The organism is Haloarcula amylolytica (genome assembly GCF_049705545.1).
Taxonomy (GTDB): Archaea; Halobacteriota; Halobacteria; order Halobacteriales; family Haloarculaceae; genus Haloarcula; species Haloarcula amylolytica_B.
In genome coordinates this window covers 306,966-323,353 of the sequence record NZ_JBNAMU010000001.1, presented here as the reverse complement: position 1 = coordinate 323,353, position 16,388 = coordinate 306,966, and the positions used below count along the sequence as shown (strand labels likewise).

General features: G+C 64.2%; 19 protein-coding genes and 2 tRNA genes. 14 read left to right on the top strand and 7 right to left on the bottom strand.

Going from position 1 to position 16,388, the window contains the following annotated elements; all coding sequences use genetic code 11:
- Nucleotides 1-25: 25 nt before the first annotated feature.
- The 3 genes from ACOZ4H_RS01745 (at nt 26) to ACOZ4H_RS01735 (ending at nt 1,578) form a co-directional block, all read left to right on the top strand.
- Entirely contained in the window at nt 26-1,123 is a 1,098-nt protein-coding gene (locus ACOZ4H_RS01745) for a DUF373 family protein (protein ID WP_424327690.1), read from the top strand.
- Entirely contained in the window at nt 1,123-1,419 is a 297-nt protein-coding gene (locus ACOZ4H_RS01740; protein ID WP_424327689.1) for a hypothetical protein, read from the top strand. The genes ACOZ4H_RS01745 and ACOZ4H_RS01740 overlap by 1 nt, the downstream gene beginning before the upstream one ends.
- Nucleotides 1,420-1,473: 54 nt before the next feature.
- Nucleotides 1,474-1,578 (top strand) — tRNA-Arg (locus tag ACOZ4H_RS01735).
- Nucleotides 1,579-2,011: 433 nt separating this feature from the next.
- Here ACOZ4H_RS01735 and ACOZ4H_RS01730 read toward each other — a convergent pair.
- Together ACOZ4H_RS01730 and ACOZ4H_RS01725 are read right to left on the bottom strand one after the other, a co-directional pair.
- Nucleotides 2,012-2,374: a group I truncated hemoglobin gene (locus tag ACOZ4H_RS01730; protein ID WP_424327688.1), complete on the bottom strand. Its 363-nt coding sequence runs from the start codon at nt 2,372-2,374 to the stop codon at nt 2,012-2,014.
- 136 nt (nt 2,375-2,510) lie between these two features.
- Nucleotides 2,511-3,974, bottom strand: coding sequence for a hypothetical protein (locus ACOZ4H_RS01725; RefSeq protein ID WP_424327687.1), 1,464 nt, complete (start codon nt 3,972-3,974; stop codon nt 2,511-2,513).
- A 145-nt stretch (nt 3,975-4,119) separates the two neighbouring features.
- Here ACOZ4H_RS01725 and ACOZ4H_RS01720 point away from each other — a divergent pair, with 145 nt between their 5' ends.
- Nucleotides 4,120-4,572 carry a TRAM domain-containing protein gene (locus tag ACOZ4H_RS01720; RefSeq protein ID WP_424327686.1) on the top strand — a complete coding sequence of 151 codons (453 nt, stop codon included), beginning with the start codon at nt 4,120-4,122 and terminating at the stop codon, nt 4,570-4,572.
- 76 nt (nt 4,573-4,648) lie between these two features.
- Complete coding sequence (locus tag ACOZ4H_RS01715; RefSeq protein WP_424327685.1) at nt 4,649-5,431, top strand: SDR family oxidoreductase; 783 nt, start codon at nt 4,649-4,651, stop codon at nt 5,429-5,431.
- A gap of 21 nt (nt 5,432-5,452) precedes the next feature.
- Here the strand turns inward: ACOZ4H_RS01715 and ACOZ4H_RS01710 are convergent, their stop codons facing one another.
- Both ACOZ4H_RS01710 and ACOZ4H_RS01705 read right to left on the bottom strand, forming a co-directional pair.
- Entirely contained in the window at nt 5,453-6,445 is a 993-nt protein-coding gene (locus ACOZ4H_RS01710) for a mannose-1-phosphate guanylyltransferase (RefSeq protein WP_424327684.1), read from the bottom strand.
- 82 nt (nt 6,446-6,527) lie between these two features.
- Nucleotides 6,528-6,812, bottom strand: a complete 285-nt coding sequence (locus ACOZ4H_RS01705; protein ID WP_424327683.1) for a DUF7091 family protein — start codon at nt 6,810-6,812, stop codon at nt 6,528-6,530.
- A gap of 168 nt (nt 6,813-6,980) precedes the next feature.
- On the opposite strand from ACOZ4H_RS01705, the gene ACOZ4H_RS01700 reads away from it, so the two are divergent.
- Nucleotides 6,981-7,925 carry a replication factor A gene (locus tag ACOZ4H_RS01700; RefSeq protein ID WP_424327682.1) on the top strand — a complete coding sequence of 315 codons (945 nt, stop codon included), beginning with the start codon at nt 6,981-6,983 and terminating at the stop codon, nt 7,923-7,925.
- Complete coding sequence (locus ACOZ4H_RS01695; protein WP_121535950.1) at nt 7,926-8,540, top strand: RPA family protein; 615 nt, start codon at nt 7,926-7,928, stop codon at nt 8,538-8,540. It abuts the gene before it with no gap.
- 34 nt (nt 8,541-8,574) lie between these two features.
- On the opposite strand, the gene ACOZ4H_RS01690 is transcribed toward ACOZ4H_RS01695, so the two are convergent.
- The gene (locus ACOZ4H_RS01690) at nt 8,575-9,003 is read right to left on the bottom strand and encodes a VOC family protein (RefSeq protein ID WP_424327681.1); all 429 of its coding nucleotides are present in this window, start codon (nt 9,001-9,003) and stop codon (nt 8,575-8,577) included.
- 133 nt (nt 9,004-9,136) lie between these two features.
- Between ACOZ4H_RS01690 and ACOZ4H_RS01685 the strand changes: the two genes are divergently transcribed.
- The gene (locus ACOZ4H_RS01685; RefSeq protein WP_004515935.1) at nt 9,137-9,571 is read left to right on the top strand and encodes a CopG family transcriptional regulator; all 435 of its coding nucleotides are present in this window, start codon (nt 9,137-9,139) and stop codon (nt 9,569-9,571) included.
- Here ACOZ4H_RS01685 and ACOZ4H_RS01680 read toward each other — a convergent pair.
- Entirely contained in the window at nt 9,563-10,015 is a 453-nt protein-coding gene (locus ACOZ4H_RS01680; protein ID WP_004590290.1) for a DUF5814 domain-containing protein, read from the bottom strand. The genes ACOZ4H_RS01685 and ACOZ4H_RS01680 overlap by 9 nt on opposite strands.
- Before the next feature lie 261 nt (nt 10,016-10,276).
- Between ACOZ4H_RS01680 and ACOZ4H_RS01675 the strand changes: the two genes are divergently transcribed.
- From ACOZ4H_RS01675 to ACOZ4H_RS01660, 4 genes are all read left to right on the top strand, one after another.
- Nucleotides 10,277-10,347 (top strand) — tRNA-His (locus tag ACOZ4H_RS01675).
- Nucleotides 10,348-10,453: 106 nt separating this feature from the next.
- Nucleotides 10,454-11,302, top strand: coding sequence for an HNH endonuclease (locus ACOZ4H_RS01670; RefSeq protein WP_424327680.1), 849 nt, complete (start codon nt 10,454-10,456; stop codon nt 11,300-11,302).
- Between the two features lie 43 nt (nt 11,303-11,345).
- Nucleotides 11,346-11,624 carry a hypothetical protein gene (locus ACOZ4H_RS01665; RefSeq protein WP_424327679.1) on the top strand — a complete coding sequence of 93 codons (279 nt, stop codon included), beginning with the start codon at nt 11,346-11,348 and terminating at the stop codon, nt 11,622-11,624.
- A gap of 89 nt (nt 11,625-11,713) precedes the next feature.
- On the top strand, nt 11,714-12,361 hold the full coding sequence (locus tag ACOZ4H_RS01660) for a phosphoribosyltransferase (RefSeq protein ID WP_424327678.1): 648 nt from the start codon (nt 11,714-11,716) through the stop codon (nt 12,359-12,361).
- Between the two features lie 3 nt (nt 12,362-12,364).
- Here the strand turns inward: ACOZ4H_RS01660 and ACOZ4H_RS01655 are convergent, their stop codons facing one another.
- On the bottom strand, nt 12,365-13,570 hold the full coding sequence (locus ACOZ4H_RS01655; RefSeq protein ID WP_424327677.1) for a CBS domain-containing protein: 1,206 nt from the start codon (nt 13,568-13,570) through the stop codon (nt 12,365-12,367).
- A 100-nt stretch (nt 13,571-13,670) separates the two neighbouring features.
- Here ACOZ4H_RS01655 and ACOZ4H_RS01650 point away from each other — a divergent pair, with 100 nt between their 5' ends.
- A complete protein-coding gene (locus ACOZ4H_RS01650; RefSeq protein ID WP_424327676.1) occupies nt 13,671-14,036 on the top strand; it encodes a cupin domain-containing protein in 366 nt (121 codons plus the stop codon).
- 284 nt (nt 14,037-14,320) lie between these two features.
- Nucleotides 14,321-16,366 (top strand): DEAD/DEAH box helicase, encoded by a 2,046-nt coding sequence (locus tag ACOZ4H_RS01645; RefSeq protein WP_424327675.1) that lies wholly within the window; start codon nt 14,321-14,323, stop codon nt 16,364-16,366.
- Nucleotides 16,367-16,388 lie beyond the last annotated feature (22 nt).

The following is a 16,388-nucleotide window of genomic DNA, read 5'->3' as shown; positions in this document are numbered from 1 at the left end:
AACACAGACGGCGTAGCGCCGGTAGATGCTGCTGGTGCTGTGTATCGACCTCGACGACGACCTCGGCCGTAAGACCGGCATCGAGACGCCAGTCATCGGGCGCGATGCCGTCGTAGATGCAGCGGTGGCGCTGGCCTCGAACGACCCGGAGGACTCCGACGTGAACGTCCTCTTCGAGGGCGTCCACATCTACGACGACATCACCGACGAACCGGTCGAAGTCGCGGCCGTCACCGGTGTCGACGGGAGCGACGTGGCCGCCAACCGGGCGGTCGGCGAGGAGGTCGATACCGTCCTCGCGTCGCTGGCGGCCAGCGAGGACGTGCGGGCGCTCCTCGTCACCGACGGCGCACAGGACGAATCCGTCGTCCCCGTCATCCGCTCGCGGGTCCGAATCGACGGGGTCCGCCGCGTCGTCGTCCGCCAGGCACAGAACCTCGAATCGATGTACTACACCATCAAGCAGGTGCTCGACGACCCGGAGACCCGGGGCACGATTCTGGTCCCGCTGGGTATCCTCCTGCTGATTTACCCGCTGACAATCGCTGTCGAAGCGCTGGGGTATCCCGGCTCCGCGCTGGGCGTCATCTCCGGCTTGCTTGGGCTCTATATCCTCGCGCGCGGCCTCGGCGCTGAGAAGATCCTGGACGAGGCAGTCGAGCGGACGATGTCGGGGCTCTACGCCGGACGTGTGACGATCATCACTTACGTCGTCGCGGCCGCACTGCTCGCTATCGGCGGCGTCAACGGCGTCCAGGAGCTCGAACGCCAGACGGATCCTGACGCCCTCGAAGTAATCGCGTCGCTGGTCGCGGGTGCGATTCAGTGGTTCGCCGCCGCCGGCATCACCTCCAGTCTCGGCCGCGTAACCGACGAATACCTCGACGGGAGCTTCCGCTGGCGGTATCTCAACGCTCCCTTCTACGTCCTGTCGATTGCCGCCGTGTTACACGCCGTCAGCGCCTTCTTCCTCGGGGTTCGGGACCTGGAGTACCTCGCGGTGATGCTCACCGGCGGGACGCTGCTGGGCCTAGTTAGTACGCTGGCCTTCGCCGTCGCGGAGGCCCGCTTTGACCACCCCGAACAGCACAATCAAGGCCCCGGCGGTCCCTCATCCGAGTGATGTACGTCTCCCGTGCCGTCGAGAGCCTGCGTGCGGACCCAATCGAAGGCGAGCCCGTCGAGTTGCTTCTCGAAACGGCCGAGGATGCTGACCCCGAGCGCGTCGCCGCCGCCGCGGCGGCCGCCGGCGCGACCGTCGAGCGCCACCTCCAGTTCGACGACCTGCTGGTCTCGACGACACAGGACGAAATCGACGCTCTCTGTGAGCTGGACGGACTGACGGCGGTTCAGACCGGTAATGTAAACGCCATTGCGACGGCCGATGACGTCGAAGAAGACCTCGACCACGGTGACTGACCGGCGACTGTGTTTCGCATTTCTTTTGTCACCACCGGAAATATACGACAGCGAGGGCACGTAGCTCAGTCCGGATAGAGCGTCGGACTTCTATCTCCGCTGGCTGTGCCATCGGGGGAAGACATCCGACGGTCGTGGGTTCGAATCCCACCGTGCCCGTGAAGTCGTTGAACGATAGTGGTGTGTTGAAACATTGGTCGTAGGCACGAAGCACGCCGGACGAACAGGCGCGGTCTAAACTCGGGGACAGCCCTCTAGTGTCCACTTTTTCGAGGGCATGTTAGTCTCAGAGTCACCCGTCGCTAACAATAGTCTGGTGAGTACATAGCGCCGTAGTATAACAGTGAAAAGACCCGTACTGACACTACCTAGTTAGTTTGCGTGATTGTCAGAGGCACGGTAACCCAACTTGGGGGGCAGTAGTGTCATGGTCCCTTCACACACATGGTCTGACGGTCAGAGATAATAATACGGCGGCATATTCACAGTCAGCCTTTGTTTTGAGAAACTGGGTGAAGGCAAGCTGTTGTGGCCACCGAACGGCTCGTACTCCCGACGGATGTCCCAGCGGTCGGACCCGCACGGCGCTGTCCTACGCCTCGACGATGTCGTCTTCCATGGCAGCGACCTCAGTGAGGATCGCTTCGACATCGTCGTCGGGAACGCCGTTCTCCCGGAGCGCGGCTTCGAGGTGGGTCGCGACGTTGGCGAACGCTTCCTCGGTGATTCCCATGCCCTCGTGGGCGGTTTGCATGTCATCGCCGTCGTAGTCGACCGGTCCGCCGGCGACGGCGCTGATGAACTGAGCCTGGTGGCTCCGGAGTTGGTCCATATCGGTCTCTTCGAAGTACGGCTCGAGTACCGGGTCGTCGAGCACCCGGTCGTAGAAGTCCGAGACCACCGCGTCGACCGCGTCGCGACCGCCGATCCGCTCAAAGATGGACTGTGATGCCATTGTCGGATGCCAAGTGAGCGGTCGGCATGACAGTTGTGGAAAAACATATTCGGCCCAGAACACCTTGAGGGAGCCCGGACTTGACCTCGTGGCTGTGACGGCACCCTTCGGCGCGGACGAAGGGATTCGGGGAGCGTTACAGCCGCTCGCGCTGTCGCTGGCGACGGACCATCAGCACCGACAGCATGCCGAGCGTCCCGAGCACGGTCCACTCTCCGTGGCGGTCGGTGACGGGCCGTGCGGTATCGGTGCCGTGCCTGCCCCTGTCGGCGGCGTTGGTCGCTGTGGCCGCGGGGCCATCCACTGATAGTGCGGCGTTTGTCCGCCGGCCGGTCGTGTCTGCCGCGCCGCTTCGCCGCAGGTCGCGATCAGTGAGCACGTCGGTCTGGACCGACGGCGCGGTGCCAGTGACAGCCTGGCGAACAAACGCGTCGAGGTCGTCCCCGGCGACAGCCGACACCGTCTCGGCGAACAGCGCGAGCGTGACGCGGTCGTCCTGCCAGGTCAGCCTGTCGAGGACGGTTTCGAACGTTCGGCTGCCGTCGGTCGACCGCTGGATACGGGCATCGATGGCCGCGACGACACGTGTTCCCTTATGATACTGTGCGCCCGGCCCGTCCCAGCTATCGGGCTGTGTCAGGTCCGCGGTTTCGTGGCGCTCGGTCGTAATCCTGTCACGGAACCGGTCTTCGTCGATACCGCCCGCGCCGTACGTGAGGGCCGCGGTGTGGTAGTCCGCGCTGCCCTCACTGAGCCAGTCCATCGCCGGTGCCGTCTCGAACGTCTGTCGGGTGTGGCGGTACTCGTGGACCCAGACGTTGACCGGGGAGTGGACGGGTTCGCCGGCGTTGACGATGACGTCCGACTCACCGTTCGAAGGGGTGTACCCGCCCGATGCGAGTTCGTTCGGCGCGACAAACACGCGGATGTGGTCGTGGTCCGTTCCGGCGGTCGAGGCACGCTTCGCATGGCTGATTGAGTCAATCGCGGCGGTACGGTTGGGTCGCAAGTCCGCATCCGCCGGGACAACGAGCGTGATTCGGTCGCCATCGACCGTTCTGGTTTCTGTCTCGTGGGGGCCGATGTAGGCGGCCGTACTCCCGGCGACACCGTCCTGGCCGGGCGCGAGTGCCAGCGACTCGTTCCAGATGGGCCGTGGCCCCACGTGCCAGCGCCAGCGGGCACGCAGTGACACTTCCTGTCTGGCAAGCAGCGTCCAGTTGTCCGTGGCGGCGGTCCGCTGGCCGAACGTCGTCGAGAGTCCGACCGGCACAGTGTAGGTCAGCCGTGCCGTCCCGGTATCATCGCTGATACGCCAGCGGTCGCCGTCGGGCCGGAGCCCGTCGGCCCGACGCACTGTCGTCGCCGCCGGCGTCCGTACCGACAGTCCGGTGACGTGCTGTGGTCGCTCAATCGTCGCGGTTACGCGTACTCGACCGGTCCGGTTCGGTTCTCTCTCGACCGTGTACCGGACATCAATCGATCTGTCGACGTCACTGGTACCGATCTGTGTCGGTGGACCCGACTCGACACCGAGGGCAGCCGGGGACGTACAAATCAAAAGGAAGCAAACTAGCCCTGCCAACATCTGCGTTCTCATAGCTCTGGGTACTGCCGAATGCTACGCGACAACCAGCGAGTGGCGGTAAAGTGCGTGCCGGTGAAAATCTCAAACATAATAACGGGCTGCGCGGGGCTAGGGTGGGGTCGCAAGCGTTTTGCCAGCGGCCACGTTATCCCCTGATATGGCCGACTGTCCGCTCGCAGACGACTGTCCCAAATTCACCGAACGAATCCAGGGGATGGGCTGTACCCACTACGGTGACCGTGGCGGCGCCGAGTGGTGCAATCACTACAACCAGCCCATCTCGGAACTCAAGAGCCAGCCGGTCAAGATGGGCGAGGAAGTCACTGTCGACGTCGAGGACATCCACGAGAGCGGTGCCGGTGTCGGTCGGACCGAGGACGGCTTCATCATCATGGTCGACGGCGTGCTCCCGCCGGCCCGCTCGCTGGTCAAGGTGACGAACGTCCACTCGAACCACGCCCGGGCCGAGGAAATCGAGCGACTGGAGATGGACGAGGACCTTTCGGAAGCCGAAACCGAAGAGAGCGACACCGATACCGACGAGACGGACGACGACGCTGACGATGACGGCCGGCGTCTCGGGAGTCGGGACAACTTCTGGGGCAGCTAGGACAGTCCGCGGCCGACAGTCATTGGGACAGTTTGCGAGCGGGACTTCTTTGGGACAGTCGGTACTTCTTCCGGACATGGACCTCGAACTCGACGGTAACGCAGCGCTGTGTACCGCCGCGACGAGCGGACTCGGACTCGCGAGTGCCGAAGCGCTCGCCGCGAACGGAGCCGACGTGGCCGTCTGCGGCCGGACGCCTGAACACGTTGCTGCGGCGCGGGACGATCTCGAATCAATCGGCGACGGCGACGTACTGGCCGTCGAGGCCGATATCACCGACCCCGACCAGATCGAGGCGCTCGTCGAAGAGACCGTCGACAGCTTCGGCGGCCTCGACCACGTCGTCACCAGCGCCGGCGGTCCGGCCCCCGGGCCGTTCATGGAGACGACCGAGCGCGAGTGGTACAGCGCTTACGACCTGCTGGTGATGAGTGCCGTCTGGACCACACGGACCGCATACCCGTACCTCAGGGACTCCGAGGCCGGCACTATCGTCAACATCACCTCCCGCTCCGTCCGGGAGGTCATCGACGACCTGGTCCTCTCGAACGCCGTCCGTCGCGCCGTCATCGGCCTGATGAAGACCCAGGCCCGCGAGTTCGCGCCGGAGGTTCGCGTGAACGCGGTGCTCCCCGGCGCGCACGAGACACCCCGCATCGAGGAACTCGTCGAGGCGGCCGTCGAGCGCGGCGAGTACGACTCCTACGACGAGGGTATCGAATCCTGGTCCGACGCGCCGCTACAGCGCGTCGGCCAACCCGAGGAACTCGGAGACGTGGTGGCGTTCCTCTCCTCGGCCCGGTCCTCCTACGTTACCGGGACGGCTCTGCCCGTCGACGGCGGCGCGATGCGGAGCTGACAGTCCTGGTCCCCTGCCCGATCAGAACCGTCCGTCGTCCCGCAGTTCTGCGACCACTTCACGAACGCGCTGGGCCTCGCTCTTTGGGACGACGAGCGTCCGGTCGTCGAAGGACGCCACCACCAAGTCTTCGACGCCGACGGCGCTGACGTGCCCGTCGCTCGCCAGCACGTTCCCGTCGGCGTCGATTGTAATCGCCTCGCCCAGCACCGCGTTTCCGTCCTGGCTATCGAGGATCCGCTCGAAGGCGTCCCACGACCCCAGGTCGTCCCAGTCGAGCGCCGCCGGGACGACGAAGACGTTCTCGGCCTCTTCGAGCACGGCGTAGTCGATGCTCACCGGGTCGACGGCATCGAACGCCGCATCGGGGTCCTCTCCCAGCCGTTCGACCATAGGCGCAAGCGGCGAGGACGCGGCTCCAGACAGGAGGGCTGTCGGCGTCCAGGCGAACAGCCCGGCGTTCCAGTAGAACCCCTCCCGGACGTACTCCGTCGCGGTCTCCCGGTCGGGTTTCTCGTGGAATGTTTCGACCGGCGCGAAGCCGTTCTCGGACGGTCCGGGCTTGATGTAGCCGTAGCCGGTCGCTGGCCGGTCCGGTTCGATGCCGACGGTCACGAGCCCGTCCGTTTCCACTGCGACTCGTGCGGCCGTACGTGCGACTGTCTCGAACGGCCCCGAAATCCGGTGGTCACTCGGCAGACACAGCAGGACGCAGTCGCCGACCTGTTCGCGGATGCGGTGTGCCGCATACGCCAGCGCCGGACCGGTGTCTTTGGGCTCCGGTTCGGTCAACACCGCCGCACTCGGGGCCCGTTCCCGTACCCCGTCGGCGAATGACTCCCGAGTCAGCACGTAGGTCTCGTCCGCGAACCCCACCCGATTGACAGTCTCGGCGAGCAGTGACTGGTCTCGACCAAACGAGAGAAACTGCTTTGGCCGGTCGCTCCGGCTCGCCGGATACAGCCGTGTGCCGGTTCCCCCGGCCAGGACGAGCGCGACGATTGGACGCTCCATACTCGGAGTTAACCCGGCCAGTGCTAAAGTGTTGTACTGGCGAACCTGTTGAAAAACGGTCGGAGCCGCTGCCGGCAGCTGCTTACCACGTCTCTATCGTGCCGTCTCTGATGTCCTCGACACAGCCCTGACAGTCCGGGTTCTCCGCCTCGTAGCAGACCGGCCGCCGCTGTTCGTCCATCGACACCGCCCGGTACTCGGCGTGGCGGCGACAGACGATGCGGGCCCGTCCCTCCTCGTCTCTGGGCAGGCCGGCCTTCGCCGACCGCTTGCCGTTCGCGTAGGCCCTCTTCGCGTCGGAGAGTTGCTGCTCGGCCGACCGCAAGGTATCTCGGATGAACCGTGCGAGTCGGTCGTCGTCGGCCATACCGACCGTTGTATCCGCCGACAAATCAATCTTCTCGCGCGGTCTTCGCCCGGAACGACGACACGGCGCACACCTTCACTTTCACTCCGCTGGGCGAGTGTTTATAACCAAAGGCGACCAACCATCGAACGTCTCCCAACGAAAACCAGGCGGAGACAGTGAAAGCCAATGACTGAGTCAGATTTGCGTACCCACGCGACAGAGATACACGAGCAGTTTTCCGACCAGCTAGAGATCGATGTCGATGACGTCGTCGAGCGTCTCGATACGCTGGTCAACGATTACCAGGTCCCCATCAGCGAGGCCCGCCGGAGCGTCGTCAACACGTACCTCGACGAGGCCGGCATGGACCGCGACCAACTGGGCGGCGGCGACGGTGGCGGCAACGAGCAGGTGAACGTCGCCGACGTCGACGCCCCCGAGGAGTGGGTCGACGTTCGCGCGACGGTCGTCGAACTCTGGGACCCGCGCGCTGACGCCGTGGCCCAGGTCGGTCTGCTGGGCGACGAGACGGGCACAATCAAGTTCACGAAGTGGTCGAAGTCAGACCTCCCGTCGCTCGAAGAAGGCAAGTCCTACGCCCTGCGTAACGTCGTCACCGACGAGTATCAGGGCCGCTTCTCCGTGAAGCTCAACCGGACGACGACCATCGAGGAACTGGACGAAGAAATCGAGGTCGGCGACGACAGCGTCGAGGCCGAAGGCGCGCTGGTCGACATCCAGTCCGGCTCCGGTCTCATCAAGCGCTGTCCGGAGGACGACTGCACACGCGTTCTCCAGAACGGCCGCTGTAGCGAACACGGCGAGGTCGAAGGCGAGTTCGACCTCCGCATCAAGGGCGTCCTCGATGATGGCGAGGAGGTCACCGAGGTCATCTTCGACGAGGAAGCGACCGAGGAACTGACCGGCATCGCCCTCGAAGAGGCGAAAGAGATGGCGATGGACGCGCTCGACACCACCGTTGTCGCCGACGAGATGCGACAGAAGATCCTCGGCCGGTACTACCGCGTCCGGGGCCCGACCTTCGGCCGCTACTTGCTCGCCGACGAGCAGGAGCGACTGACCGGGGCCGTGGATGCAGACGAGATTCTCATCAAAGCGAGGTCGATCTAAATGGCGAGTACACCCACCCGCGAGGTCGCACGGCGCGTCTTCGCACGCGAGTTCAACGACGCGAGCTACACGTTCAAGGAATCCGACGACGACCGCGCGCCGGTGTACGTCCTCCTGCCGACCGGCCAGCGCGCCAACCGCGTGTTCCTGGTCGGGACCCTCACCGAAACCGAAGACGTCGGTGAGGACAGCGAGTACTGGCAGGGCCGGGTCGTCGACCCTAACGGCGACACGTTCTTCATGTACGCCGGGCAGTACCAGCCCGACGCAGCGTCGATGCTGCGCGAACTGGAGCCGCCGGCCTACGTCGCCGTCGTCGGCAAACCACGCACCTACGAGACCGACGAGGGCGAAGTCAACGTCTCGATTCGCCCAGAATCCATCTCCGAGGTTGACGAGGCGACACGGGACCGCTGGGTCGTGGAGACGGCCGAGCGGACGCTCGATCGGGTCAAGCGGTACAAGGAGGCCGATATGGAGGACCCGGCCACCGACGAGTACATCGCGATGGCCGACGAGGAGTACGAGCAACTGTCAATCGAGAACTATCGGCAGTCGGTCGTCGGCGCACTCGAAAGCCTGCAGGACGAACAGGCGGAAGCCAGCGCCGACTAACCTCGACGCTGTCGGCGGTTTTTTGCGACTGGCGTTACGGCTCCAGTAGCTCGATGGGGTTTCCTTCGGGGTCGACGACGAACATGATGGTCGTCCCGCTCTCGGTCGTCTGGGGGCCGCTGAGCGTCTCGACATCGTCGGGGAGTCGGTCGGCGACGGCCTCGAGGTCGTCGACTTCCAGCCCGGGATGGGTCGCTCCCGGTCGATTGAGGTCCGGGTCCGGCAGTGCCTCGCCCTCGGGCTCGTAGCTCGCCAGTTCCAGACGCGCGCCGCCGGCGTCGAGGTGTACCAGTTCGGCGCTGGCCCCTTCGATGTCGACGGCGGTGCCGAACGCCTCGTCACCGACGGAAAAGCGCGTCAGCACGTCGAGTCCGAGCACGTCGCGGTAGAACTCGACGGCGCGGTCCAGATCGCTAACGATGATACCGAAGTGGTGAGCGGTTGCGTCGATGTCTGTCGCCATCTCTGTCCGGTACCGGGGTCGGCCGGCTGTTAAATCACAGCGGTTCGACTGTTGCCAGACACGGCCCCGGGGAACCGGTCCGGTAGCGTCTGACAAACGATTAAATACGTTGCTAGTAAAACAGTACATAACTATGGGCAACAAAAACAAGACCATCTCCTTTCGCGTCAGCGAGGACAAATTCGAAACCCTCCGCGAAATCGCCGAGGAGCGCGACATCTCGCTGTCCGCAGTCTTCCGGGACTACGTCGACACGCTCGTCTCCCACGACGGCCAGGTGAAAGTCGCCCCGGAACACGAGTTCGAGGACGACGCGACCGAGACCAGCACCGAGAGCTTCCCGCCGAAAGTCGAAGTCCCGAAGAGCTTCGTCCGCGAGCACGAGCGGCTCGAACTCGAAGCCGAGCACCTCCGCGAACAACTGGAAGAGCACAAGCGCTACGTCACGAAGCTCCGCCAGCAACTTGACGAGATGGACCAGGACGAGGTCATCCATCTCGAAGACTTAGACCAAGGCGAAGAGGAAGACGCCTCCTACCGCATCGGCAGCTTCGACGACCTAGAGTAACCGCTGGCGTTTCTGCTGTACGTCCTCGGCGACGTCGTCGCGCCCATCGACATCGGCCAGGGTTTCCACGGCTTCTAACGTTCTGACGGAGTTATCGAGGAAAGATAGCACGTCGCCCGGATACGCATACAGCATGTAGTCGTCGCTCATCACGTCGACGATTGCGTCCGGCCCCATTCCCTGTTCGCGCAGTTCCAGCAGGTACGAGATGAACTTCCGCTCGGCACAACCACAGTGGGGGTTGGCCTCACAGTCACAGTCGAGGAAGTCCTCAGCGAAATCCAGGACTCGCTCTCTGGAGGCTTCGTCGAGCTTTGCCAACCCCTCGCCCTGAAACAGGATGTCCAGCGTCGCACCCTTGAACGCCCCCTTCGGGAAACTCGTCTCTAACTGAGAGGCGAGCTGCTGGTGGTTCTTGACGTAGATTTTGTCCGTGATGGCCACGCGTGCCCCTCTGTACGCGTCGGCTGTGTAAAAGCGTCTCGAAGCAGCCGGTGAGCTATCGTAACAATTGAAACGGTTTACACACTGATCGCATTGCAGTCGTGCGAGCAGGTGTGCACTGATTTTCAATGGCTACTATAGTCGAAATCCACTCCAAACCGACATGCCACCGCTGTCACGCGCTCTCACGACTCACTGGTTCCCCGATTCGTAACGTATTTCTGTTCCAGCGGAATATCTATGGTTGCCTCAACAAGCGTGTCCGGGTTGGGGTAGTGGTATCCTTCAGCCTTGTGGTGGCTGAGACGTGGGTTCAATTCCCGCACCCGGACTGTATCAATTTTCTTATATGCTTTGAACCGAGGACATCGGTACGTTTAGTTTTACTTTCACCCTACTCGGCTCATATTTACTATCTACTACGTTCTTGTCTGCCCTGTGAAAGAGTTCGACTGTCCGACATGTGGTCGGGTATTCGATAGTCGACGTGGTCTTGGGGTGCATCATAGCCGCGTCCACGACGAACGGCTACCGAATAGAGAGTGCAACCATTGTGGAGATTCCTTCTACTCTGAGTCCGCCCGAGCCTACTGTTCGAAGCACTGCCACGATGCCGCTGTATCGTACGAAGGAAAAGCCAATCCGAACTTTTCGGATGCGACAGAGCAGACGAATTGCGAGGTCTGTGGCGCGAAGTTCGAGTATTACCCGTCGGAGAAAGATGGGGTGTACTGCTCTGACTGTGTCGAGAACGCGGCGTGGCGCGACCCGCCACAAATTTCTGGAGCTGCACACCACTCGTGGTCCGGTGGCAAACTATCGGTCTCCTGTGACGTTTGCGACGCCCGCATTGAGCGATATCCGAGTCAGATTCAGAGTGAAGTCGTCCTCTGCAGCCGTGACTGCCACGCGGAGTGGCTTTCGGCGGCGTTCACCGGTGACGGGCATCCGAACTGGCGCGGCGGTGGCGTCGGCGACTACGGGCCGGGATGGCGGGCGGTGCGCGAGCAAGCCCTGGCGCGGGACGACCACGCTTGCGTGCTGTGTGGCACTGATGCCGACGAGCTGGGACGGAACCCGGACGTACATCACATCGTACCGGTCCGGCTGTTCGCCGCGATGCCAGCGCTCGCCGTCCGTGACGCGCACACGCTGGACAACGTCGTCTCGCTGTGTCCGGGGTGTCATCGTCGAGCCGAGTTCGGTCACGTTTCGCGGGCGGAGTTACGCTGGCGGGCCGGTATCCGTCGGACGGACGCCCTCGTAGCCGGTGGCGTAACGGTGTAACCGGACCGGAATCTACACAATCGGTCCCGCCGCCAGTACGCGTATGTCACCGACTGTCGACGAACTGCGAAACGAGATCCGCGAGGCTGTCGGGCGGTACGAACGCCCGGTCTCGACCGCCTTCACCAAGGAGGCCCTGGCGGCCATCTGTGAGGCTGTCGGGTGCGACATTGACACGGACCGACTGCCGTCGAAGCCGCAGATGCGGGCGGGGATTCTCTGGACAATCGGCGAGCGCGAGGACGACGACCCGGCGGACGCGGAGCAGCCCTTCCGGAAGGGGGAACTCGAGGCGATTGCCGCGGCGCTGGAGGACACCTAGGGCGTTTCGACCGGGGTTACCGACGCCACATGCTCCACGCAGCCGTCCGAATGCGGAGCTATTTGCTTCCCGACAGCGAACCAACGAGTATGGCACGCAACCGCTCCCCGATGTTCGAGAACAGGCAGGCGGCTGGGCAGCGGCTGGGTGAGGCGTTGTGCGAGCGGGATATCGAAGTCGACGTCGTCCTCGCGATCCCGCGCGGTGGACTGCCGGTGGGGCGGCCAGTCGCTGACGCGCTGGACGCGCCACTTGATATCGTGGCCGCAAAGAAGATCGGCGCACCGAACAACCCCGAGTACGCCATCGGTGCTGTTGCCGCCGACGGGTCGGTCTGGCTCAACACCGATCTCATCGAGCGACGGGAGATTCCCCGCGACTATGTTGCAAGCACGCGAGCGGAGATGGCCGAAGCCGCCCGGCAGAAGGCCCAGCGCTACCGTGAATCGGGATCACCGCCGTCACTTGGGGGCAAGCGGGTGTGCCTCGTCGACGACGGCGTGGCGACGGGCGCGACGGCGCGGGCCTGCATCGAGCAGATCCGACAGGCCGACCCCGAGCGACTCGTGCTCGCGGTTCCGGTTGGCTCACCGTCGGCGATTTCGGACCTCGAAGCACTGGTCGACGAGGTAGTCTGTCTGGGAGTCCCGTCGGGGTTCCGCGCCGTCGGCCAGTATTACGAGCAGTTCGAACAGGTCTCCGACGAGGCGGCGATGTCGTACCTCACCGATGAGTGACCGCTACCGCTCTATTCTCGACTCCTGCTGGACGGTCTCGGTTTCCGATTCGCCGATGGCGGTGTAGTCGCTGCTGGATTTGATAATCGAGAGCGCCGTCATGATGTCAGACCGGGTGAGCAATCCCTTGAAGGAGTCGTCCTCGTCAGTGACGAGCAGGCGACCGACGGAGTTCTGCTGGAGCGAGGTCAGGGCGTCCATCACGTCGGTATCCGGGCTGATTGTGATGATCTCCGTCGTCATCACGTCGCCGACGGTGTACGCCTCGCGCTCGACCTCCTGAACGGCGCGAGCGTCTTCGAGCGTCACGAGGCCGACGACCTCGCCGCCGCGCTCGACGGGATAGCCGGTGTGGCGCTCCTTGAACATCGTCTGGATGAGCTTCCGGACGGACATGTCTTCGGGGACCGTCGTCACGTGGTCCGCCGGTGTCATCACGTCCGCGACAGTGACGCCCTCGAACGCGGCCCGCATCGAAGTCTGGCGGGACTCGCCCGCTGCGCCGATGTAGATGAAAAAGGCCAGGCCGGCCAGGAAGATGTTCCCGAGGACGAAGATGCCGAACAGGCCGAGGAAGACGGCGAAAACCTTCCCGACCTCGGCGGCGATGGTGGTGGCTCTGGCGTACGACCGCCGGCGGGCGAGCAGCGCGCGCAGGACGCGGCCGCCGTCCATCGGGAAGCCCGGGAGCATGTTGAACGCCGCCAGTGCGATGTTCATCAGCGCGAGGTAGCCGAGGATGAACCGGGCTGATTCGATGATGGTCCCCGCGCCGCTCGGGAGAATCTGGAACGCGAGGTAACAGACAGCGCCGATGGCGATGCTGACGATGGGGCCGGCGATGGCGATGACCAGTTCCTGTTTCCAGTCTTCGGGCATCTCGCTGAGTTGGGCGATGCCGCCGAACAGCCAGAGCGTGATGGAGTCGATGGGGAAGCCATAGCGGATGGCGATGAGGGAGTGGCCGAGTTCGTGGAGGACGACGCCGGTGAACAGACCGACGGCCGCACCGATGCCGAGCACCCAGACGAGCGCGCCGTTGGTGAGGACGGCCGCGTCCAGCCCGGCGCTCAACGTCCCGTTCAACAGCTCGGTCGTCTGTTCGATCTGTGTCCCGATGATCCAGGCGAACAGCGGTAGCACGAGGAGAAACGTCAGGTCCAACTGGATGGGGATTCCGAACGCGCTTCCGATGCGGAACCGGCGCATACCCGTCGCTTATCGGGGGACGGTCTTAAGCCCCCTTGGCGGAACTGCCGTGGTCACCGACGCCGGTACGCCTTTGCGGCGCGCCCGCGATGGACCGCACATGAGCGACCCACTGATTCGCCGCGCTGACGACATCGAGTACGAGGCCGTCGACGCAGCCGACGGGCTGGAAAAGGGCGTCCTCATCGGCGAGGAGGGGGGCGGCGGCAACCTCGCAATCCGTCGCTTCACGCTTGCCCCCGGCGGCAGCGTGCCGAAACATACTAACGACATCGAACACGAGCAGTACGTCCTTTCGGGGCGGTATACCGTCGGTATCGAAGGCGAGGAACACGACGTCGAAGCCGGCGACAGCCTCCACATCCCCGCCGGCGCTGTCCACTGGTACCGCAACGACGGCGACGAATCGGGCGCGTTCCTCTGTGCGGTTCCCGCCGGCGACGACGAAATCAAACTGCAAGAGTGACTGCTAGCATGTGCATCTACCACGGGCGTAGCAACAACTGAGCACCAGAGCGCCCAACACAGAGCCGACTACCCAATCCAGGCCGGGTGGGACCGAAAGGGGCGAGCCGCTGGGCGTTCGAGACGACGTAAGCACCGCAGGGAGTGCAACGACCGAGGAGCGCAGCGAGTCGCAGTAGTCCAGCGGCTCGGGGCTTTCTGGCTGTTCGAAACCGTAGCCGCGTGATTCGTCCCGCTCACACCTAGTCCGAACCGCTCAAGTAGCGCAGTCGCCTCTAGACGACTGTGTCACAGCAGGCCGCACAGGTAGAGACGCTGTTCCTCCACGAACACGGCGAGGAGTTCCGCGTCGCCGCCCACCGGGACGGCGAGCGGCTCTTCCACGGCATCCTCGAACTGAAAGAGACCGACGCCGGCCCCCGTCCGCGTCGGCTCCGAGTGAAGGACGGGACCAGCGAAGAGCTTCGCTCGCCCGACCAGTTCGTCGACCTCGCCCGCCGTGCGGCCCGCATTCGTATTTCCGAGCAGACTGCTCCGCGTGCACGCGAGCGCATCCGAGAGATGCTCGACGCGTACCAGGTCGAGGCCAAGGTCGTCCGGACCTGTCGGCTCTGTGCCTCCGACGGGCGTTACTCGCCGATTACCAGCGAGACGGCTATCGAGACCGACGACGAGACCATCTGTCCGGAGTGCGCTCGCCAGCAACTCGACCGCGAACTCGCCTTCAAAGGGAGCATCAGCGGCGACGCCCGCGACCGGCTCGAAGAGCTCCTGCTCGAGGTACAGGACCTCGACCGCGTGACGAACCTCCTGTCCGGACAACTGGACCCGGACCTGACGAAGTTCGACGAGATCTCGGCCACCGTCGACGAGGTCGACCCCGTTCGCGTCGACTCGCTGGACCTCCACCCGGGCATGCAAGAACACCTCGAATCCCGGTTCGACACCCTGCTCCCGGTCCAGAGTCTCGCCGTCGAACACGGAGCCACGGAGGGTCGCGACCAGCTGGTCGTGAGCGCGACGGCGACGGGGAAGACGCTCATCGGCGAGATGGCCGGCATCGACCGCGTCCTGAACAACAAGGGAACGATGCTGTTTCTCGTCCCGCTGGTCGCGCTCGCGAACCAGAAGTACGAGCAGTTCCAGGACCGCTACGGCGACATGGTCGACGTGTCGCTTCGTGTGGGCGCGAGCCGCATCGCCGACGAGGGCGGACGCTTCGACCCCGAAGCCGATGTCATCGTCGGGACCTACGAGGGAATCGACCACGCGCTCCGGACCGGCAAGGACCTCGGGACGGTCGGGACCGTCGTCATCGACGAGGTGCATACACTCGGCGAGGATGAGCGAGGCCACCGGCTCGACGGCCTGATTTCCAGACTCAAATACTACTGTGAATCAGGTGGCGCACCTGACAGCGGCGACACCCAGTGGATCTATCTGTCGGCGACGGTCGGCAACCCCGGACAGCTGGCCGACCAGCTCCGGGCGACGCTCATCGAGTTCGAGGAGCGGCCGGTCCCCATCGAGCGCCACGTCACGTTCGCCGACGGCCGCGAGAAGATCGAGACGGAGAAGAAGCTGGTCAAGCGGGCCTTCGACAACAAATCCAGCAAGGGGTACCGCGGCCAGACGATCATCTTCACGAACTCCCGACGCCGGTGTCACCAGATTTCACGCAAACTGGAGTACAGTTCCGCACCGTACCACGCCGGGCTGGACAACCGGAAGCGCCAGCGGGTCGAGCGGCAGTTCGCCGACCAGGAGTTGGCGGCGGTCGTGACAACGGCGGCACTGGCGGCGGGGGTCGACTTCCCGGCCTCGCAGGTAATCTTCGACTCGCTGGCGATGGGTATCGAGTGGCTCACCGTCCAGGAGTTCAGCCAGATGCTCGGCCGGGCCGGCCGCCCGGACTACCACGACAAGGGCACCGTCTACATGCTGGTCGAGCCGGACTGTACGTACCACAACAGCATGGAGATGACCGAGGACGAGGTGGCGTTCAAGCTCCTGAAAGGCGAGATGGAGCCGGTCATCACCCGCTACGACGAGGGCGCGGCCGTCGAGGAGACGCTGGCGAACGTCACCGTCGCCGGCAAGGAGGCCAAGCGGCTCAACGACCGGATGGTCGGCGAGGTGCCGACCAAGCACGCGCTGGGGAAGCTCCTGGAGTACGAGTTCATCGACGGCCTCTCGCCGACACCGCTCGGTCGGGCCGTGACCCGGCACTTCCTCGCGCCCGACGAGGCGTTCCAGTTGCTCGACGGCATCCGCAAGGGACAGCATCCCTACGAAATCGTCGCCGACATGGAACTGCGCGACGAGCACTGAGCGGCCCGCGCCCGCCCGGACC